Annotated in this window: 4 protein-coding genes and 2 pseudogenes; all 6 read left to right on the plus strand. The window is 59.3% G+C overall.

The features are described from left to right. Positions 1 to 43 precede the first annotated feature (43 nt). The 6 genes and pseudogenes from C450_RS19405 (at position 44) to C450_RS21875 (ending at position 6,196) form a co-directional block, all read left to right on the plus strand. A complete protein-coding gene (locus C450_RS19405; RefSeq protein ID WP_005046590.1) occupies positions 44 to 2,041 on the plus strand; it encodes a hypothetical protein in 1,998 nt (665 codons plus the stop codon). A gap of 38 nt (positions 2,042 to 2,079) precedes the next feature. Next, positions 2,080 to 3,135, plus strand: coding sequence for a TrmB family transcriptional regulator sugar-binding domain-containing protein (locus C450_RS19410; protein ID WP_005046592.1), 1,056 nt, complete (start codon positions 2,080 to 2,082; stop codon positions 3,133 to 3,135). A gap of 109 nt (positions 3,136 to 3,244) precedes the next feature. After that, positions 3,245 to 3,838 (plus strand): annotated as a pseudogene (locus C450_RS19415) (IS5/IS1182 family transposase); the annotation flags it as partial. A 101-nt stretch (positions 3,839 to 3,939) separates the two neighbouring features. Then, the gene (locus C450_RS19420; protein WP_005046596.1) at positions 3,940 to 5,130 is read left to right on the plus strand and encodes an ISH3 family transposase; all 1,191 of its coding nucleotides are present in this window, start codon (positions 3,940 to 3,942) and stop codon (positions 5,128 to 5,130) included. A gap of 211 nt (positions 5,131 to 5,341) precedes the next feature. Beyond that, a pseudogene (locus C450_RS19425) lies at positions 5,342 to 5,581 on the plus strand (transposase); the annotation flags it as partial. Positions 5,582 to 5,950: 369 nt separating this feature from the next. Beyond that, positions 5,951 to 6,196 carry a hypothetical protein gene (locus C450_RS21875; protein WP_005046600.1) on the plus strand — a complete coding sequence of 82 codons (246 nt, stop codon included), beginning with the start codon at positions 5,951 to 5,953 and terminating at the stop codon, positions 6,194 to 6,196. Positions 6,197 to 6,530: the final 334 nt, after the last annotated feature.

Raw genomic sequence — 6,530 nt, forward strand, 5'->3', positions numbered from 1 at the left:
TTATCACAAGAAACTTTACTAAGCCACAGGGATAACTCGGCGTATGGCATTTCGCCGCTCACTGGCCGACTACAAACAGGCCGAAGGCGACCCAGAGCTGTTCCCGGGCGAACGGCGCACTCATTCTGGGCTGTTCGCCGGCTCTGGACGCCGGCTCGTTCATGTCGCCCCTACCGGCGCCGTCCGAGACTACTCCTATCCGCTGTCCGGGTTCCACGGGATCACCGCCTTGCGATTCGGCGTACGTTTCGGGGGGACGGTCCACTGGTTCGACGACCTCGACGACACCAGGCAGCGCTATCACGGGAATACCGCGCTCGTCGAGACCGTCCATCGCTTCGATGAGTTTGACATCGTCCAGCGCGACATCTCTGTCGGCTTCTCTCACTCGACCTTGTTCGAACTGACTGGCGATTGGCCGGACGATCTGTCGATCGTCGGATTCGTGGAGTTCTTTCCGGATGGCCAAGAAGGGCGCGTCGGACAGCTGATCCACGATGACGAGGTCGTTGAAGTGTACCACAACCGGGAACACGACTACCTCCGCGCATCGACAGAACTGTCGGCGATCACGCCCGAGCAGTCAGCACAATTCGGGGAGGTCCTTGCCGAGACGTCGCGGTTGCCGCGCCACTCCAGCGAGACTGACAACTATGAGGGGAGCCGGCTCACTGGCGGCGTCAGCTTCCGCGCTGCCGTTGAGGATGGGACGACGACCATCGTGACCCGACTAGCCGACATCGAGGACGAACCCCGTTCGGACAGCCTCGCCGCACTCGCAGACCAGACACAGCGCCACGGTTCCCCTGCCGACGTCCGCGCGGTTGCGCATGAGACGTTCCCGCACGTTGACGCCACTGACGAACTCGTCAATACGGATCTCCGGGTGCTTCGATTGCTGTCCGCACCGACGGGCGCCCGCATCGCCGGCCCCGAATTCGACCCTTACTACCAGTACTCCGGCGGCTACGGCTACACGTGGTTCCGGGACGATGCCGAGATCGCACAGTTCCTCCTGAAGGCCGACGGTGAACTCGGCCTCGGACTGGCGGACACCCACCGAAAAAGTGCCGCGTTCTACCTGGCGACCCAGCTCGACGACGGCCGCTGGCCCCATCGCGTGTGGCCGATGAACGGTCGCCTGGCCCCTGGTTGGGCCAATGGCCACGTCGAAGGCAACGAGACGCATTATCAGGCCGATCAGACGGCGAGCGCGCTCGTCTTCCTCGCGACATACCTGTCGGCGTATCACGACATAATCCCGGAGCCGACCCGCACAGAGATACGGAATGCGCTCGCGCGCGGCGTCGGCGGGCTGGACCGGTCCCTGGCGACAGATGGACTCCCGCTGGCCTGCGAGAACGCATGGGAGAACATGGACGGGCGGTTCACCCACACGGCTGCTGGCTTCCTCCATGCCTACAGTGTGATCGCGACCGCGCCGTGCCACCCGAGGGTAAGGGACCACGCGGCCGAGCGGGCCCGGCGAATCGATGCGGCACTGGACACGATGTGGCTCCCAGACAAGGGAATCTACGCACGCCGATCAGTCGACGGCGAGCTGGACGGGCGCGCCGACAGTACGACGTTCTCGTTGATCGACGCCCACCTCGTCTACGAGCGGATCGCCGACGTGGACGACGACCGGCTACGCCGACTCGAACGTCACCTCGACACAACGTTCAACCGTCTCTGGAAGGAGACCGACGACATCCGTGGCCTGACCCGATTCGAGGCGGACACGTGGCGACAGCGGACCCAAGACGGCGAGAAAGTGTGGACCGTCTCGACAGGGTGGGGCGCCTACACCGCCGAACGGGCCATCGAGCTGTTCCCTGACACGGACGAGCCGTTCGACGCCGCAGCCTGGTCCGACCGTCTGTTCGCCGAAATCGACCTCAGCGGCTCTCTCTGCCTGCCGTCAGGCTACCTTCCCGAACAGTTCTTCGATACGGGCTCGCCCGACAGCGCGACGCCGCTCGGCTGGTCCCATGGCATCCGACTTGCGACATTCGCGGCGCGGCACGCTCGAAACGCCTAACACGCCATGCCAACCATCGCTACCACACCACCGACACAATGAACGAAGACGACATCATCGACCGCCTCACGCGATTCGGCCTCTCGGACAAGGAGGCACTCGCGTATCTGTCGATACTCAGGAACGGAAACACGCGGATCAGCGTCGTCTCGGAGGAGGCGGACCTCTCCAAAAGCTACACCTACGATGTCGTGGACAAACTCGAAACCAAGAGCTTGATCGAGATCGATGACCACGTTGTTCCAACGCAGATACGGGCGCTGCCGCCCTCACAGGGCATCGAAAACCTCGTCTCGCAGTTGTCCACTATTGAAGCGGAACTGGAGAGCATCTTCGACACCGAGAACTACGAACAGGAGACGTTCAGCATCATCAAAGCGCGTCAGACCATCCTAGGTAAGCTCAACGATCTGATCGGATCCGCTGAGTCCGAGATCGTCCTCTCGCTCCCAGCGTCCGTTCTTGACGCTGTCGAAGAGTCACTCCGGTCGGCGTGTGACCAGGAGACGTTCTGTATGCTGCTAATCACCGAGTACGACGACGAATTCTCCGTCGACGACTCACTCGCCACTATCGTCCAGAGCTGGGACGCGCCGGCGCCCGTCATGCTCACGACCGACCGGTCGGACGGCGTGGTCGCCTCGGCCGACGCGGTACTGGACTCGAACTCGAACGAATACGCCATCTACCACGCGGAAACCCATATCGTCTCCGCGCTGTTCGACTCGTTTATTGCGAATCACTGGCAGATGGGCACCCAGGAATACGTCACAGACGCGGGGACGCTCCCGAAGGCCTACGACAGTTTCCGCCACGCGATCTTCGACGCGGCGCTCCACCGGACCCAAGACCGTGCGATTGAAGCCGAATTGTCGATCAGACCTCCTCAGACAACCGATCCCTTCGAGACGATTACCGAACCCATCGTCGACGTGAAACAGAGCCTCGTTCGCCCGTACTCGAACGATCTGCCGACGCAGGAGTCCCTCGTCCTCGGGTCGGACGACCACCAATTCGAGGTCGGCGGTCCCCGCACTTTCCTCGAAGACTATGAGGCGACGGACGTCACGCTTCACCCCGCCGACGAGTTCTGATCTCCAACCGTAGTTCCTCCGCTGAACATGATTTGTTGCTCTGTTGATCACCGGTTCCGTCTGATGATTCTATCGGCGAATTCAGGGGAATTGGACGCCCTCTTGCGGTATGGGGCGTTTGCGACAACGCGCGAAGAAGTATCGAGAACTTGCCAAAGAACACGTGGAAAATCCAGACGCACCTGCCGTCGCCGACGAAGACGGCGACGGCGAGCACGCTGAGTGGAACAAAATCGCGTTACTGCTCCTACGCGAAGACATCGGAAAACCGCTCCGCCATCTTGAAGATTATCTCAACGAGATGCCCGGAATTCTCGACGTGTTCGGGCTGGAGAAGTCACCGGATCACACGTCGTTTTGCAACTGGGAGAGGGAGATCTCGATGCGGACGCTGCGCAGCCTGCTCCGCAGAACGGCGGAGCAGGCTGGCTTCTCGGGAACTGGCGCGATCGATGCCAGCGGCTTCCAACGTGGTCAAGCGAGCTCTCACTACCGCAAGCGGGCGGATTACTCGTTTCAAGCGATGAAGACCACGATTCTTGTTGATACGGACTCGCTGGCGATCATGGACGTTCATTTCACGACGAAGAAGGCCTATGACGGGCATATCGGGCTGCAGGTCTTCCGGCGGAACGCCGGAGACCTGCGTGAACTCCTCGCGGACAAGATGTACTCTTGGCGTGATCTGCGTGAGAAGTGTCGCTAGTTGTCCACTTTGGCTCAACAGCCCAATAGCTGATACGTTGTAGGAATGAAGCGGATGAATCAGTGACCTGATTCACCCGCTGTCCGGATGTTCTCGTGATGAACCTACCCTTGCTCAAGGAAGTTCTCACAGATCCGGACGAGTTCCTTTCGAACGGCCAGTTGAAATCTCTTGCTCTGGAGATGCTGGAGCTGATTCCGATGGAAGGGATCGAGGGCTCCGGCCTCGATCCCGAGGGGATCATGGAAGTCGTGCTTCGGGCCGCCGTTGGAACGACATCGATCAACGGGGTCACGACGAAGACCAGCGATACGCCAAACCGCAAGACCGTGATGGACTGGCTCCACCCCCTCCAGAAACCCGCCATGCTGGACGCTGTGAACGACATTCTTGCGTTGGTCGCAATGACGGTTCTCGACCGTGGCGGGTCGAGAACCGTCTGTATCGACTTCATGGACAACCCGTTCCACGGCCACCCAGAGGACGAAGACGAGTTCAGGAGGATGCAAGCCCGTGACGGAACAACGAAGTGTCACCGCTATTGTACAGCGTTCGTCATCGCCCGGGGAAAGCCACTGACTCTCGCCGTAGAGCCAGTAGCTGGCGAGGACAGCAAGGCTGACGCGGTCGAGCGCGTGCTCGCCCGCGTCGAGACCTATCCCTTCGAGACCAAGCAGATTCTCATCGATAGAGCTGCCTTCAACGGGGAACTGATCGGGGTACTTCGTGAGACTGCGCCGCCAGTCTTTCCGGTCAAGACCGGGAAAGACTCGCTCCGGCGGAAGCTCTCGGTCAACGCGTCGTATATGACCGAAGAGACGATCTGTGAAGGCAAAGAGCACGAACAGACGTATCCACTAGCGGTGAACGTCACCTACCACAACGGAGATCGAGGGAAGTCGGGGGTAAAACGGACGGGATACGCGGCGTACGGTCTGGAAGACCGCACGCCGCGACAGGTCGCGACAGTCTACAACAAGCGCTCACGGATCGAGAAGAGCTACGAGAAGTTCCGCGAAGCGCGTGCCCTCACAACAACGCCATCGACGACGATCCGGTTGTTCTACGTGGGCGTTGGGTTTCTGTTAGAGCAGCTGTGGGTCGTGCTCCAGTGGGCGGTGCTCGCCGCGCCACAGCGTGGCGGGCGAGCACTCCCGGTGGAGTTCACGTTCGGTGATGCGTTTCTCCACGGAGTCGAACGAGTGTTGGACGATGAACTCGGTTGGAAGGAGAAATATCGGACGAACGGGGTAGGATTGCCGGCGGGATACGATCACGGGCTGGCCTGAGCCGCCTCGCTTCGACCGAAGCGAGGCTGGCGAGGAGCGACAGCCACGTTCTACGCTCACGTAGATCCAGGAATGATCGACGAGAAGTACGCAACTCGACAGATTCTCTCAGGGAACTGCCTTCCAAGCGGGTTACACTCTGGTCCCGCCTCACGTCTGGTCTCTTTCAACGTATCTGCTCGTACCGTGACCGATAGAGTGGACAACTAGCGAGTGTCGTTCCGAATCGACGCGCCCAGTGATCAAGCATTGTGAGCAATCTTCGTTGCAGAAGGCTCACAACGCCCGGATCGACGATGATGTCTACAATCAGCGGTCAATGAGCGAAACCGTGTTTTCGATGCTGAAGGCGGATGACGGCGAGAATTTGCACACGAGGACGTGGCACGGACAATTCCGGGAACTGACCCGGAAGTGCATCGTGCATAACCTCTCGCGGGCGGTCGGCTAACGCCGCCGCCCGCTCTTTCTCCGCCAGATGATCTGAGAGGAATCACCGATCTATTCAGTGATCTTTCCTAAATCTGGCAATTCTAACTCGATCGCAAAGCCGGGTTTCTGCATCAGCCGTCACGTCGAATCGGCGGAAAGAGGAGCTGTGAGTGTCATCAAGCCACCCCACCCCTTCGCCATCTATCGATCAACAGAGCATGCCAAACGATGCGGTGCAAGACAGAAACTCCACATCCACCATCATCGGGCACATATCGACCGATCCACAGAGTCAGATTGTAAACATCTGTGNGTCAGTTTCTGACGCGGAGAAGTTTCGGCAGGCTGGGATACCCCTTTGGCCACGGACCACTGAAAGGATCAGAATATGAAGAGCGAAGTTACTCAAGAGGAAGCATTCGAGGCCGTTGAGCGAAAGAACAGAGAGGGCTCTAACCCGACGGCAGGTGATATCGCAGACGAACTCGGTGCCCCTCCGCCTGAAGTGTTAAATGTTTTGGGAGACCTCAGGGATGTCGATAAGGTGAGAAAATCTGAACCGGAAAATGGAGATCTCATCTGGTTCGTTCGTGGTCAAAGTAAAGATAGCGAGGAGGATGACCACGGGAACTGAGCGCCTCGGGAAAAGATGATTCCAGGCGGATNGAACCTATACCGGAATCCAACCTAGGATTCAAAGGACCAGTCGATGCGATCGAACGTGTATCCACCACAGTGAGGGCAGACCTGCCGCCGGAGTTCGAAGCGCATGCTGCAGGTGTGACACTCGTATGGTAGCGGCTCATCGCGGGCAGGCCCTGCGAATACCGCCCTGACTTTGGCAAGCGTGCTCACTGTGAACCCCCCAAGATTACACATAATGGGGCGCGAATAGAAAACGTTTGTCCCACGAATATGCCGTCTACTATCATGTTTAGCAGAAATCCTCATACACCCACCAGACAATA

This window comes from Halococcus salifodinae DSM 8989, from assembly GCF_000336935.1.
GTDB classification, from domain to species: Archaea; Halobacteriota; Halobacteria; order Halobacteriales; family Halococcaceae; genus Halococcus; species Halococcus salifodinae.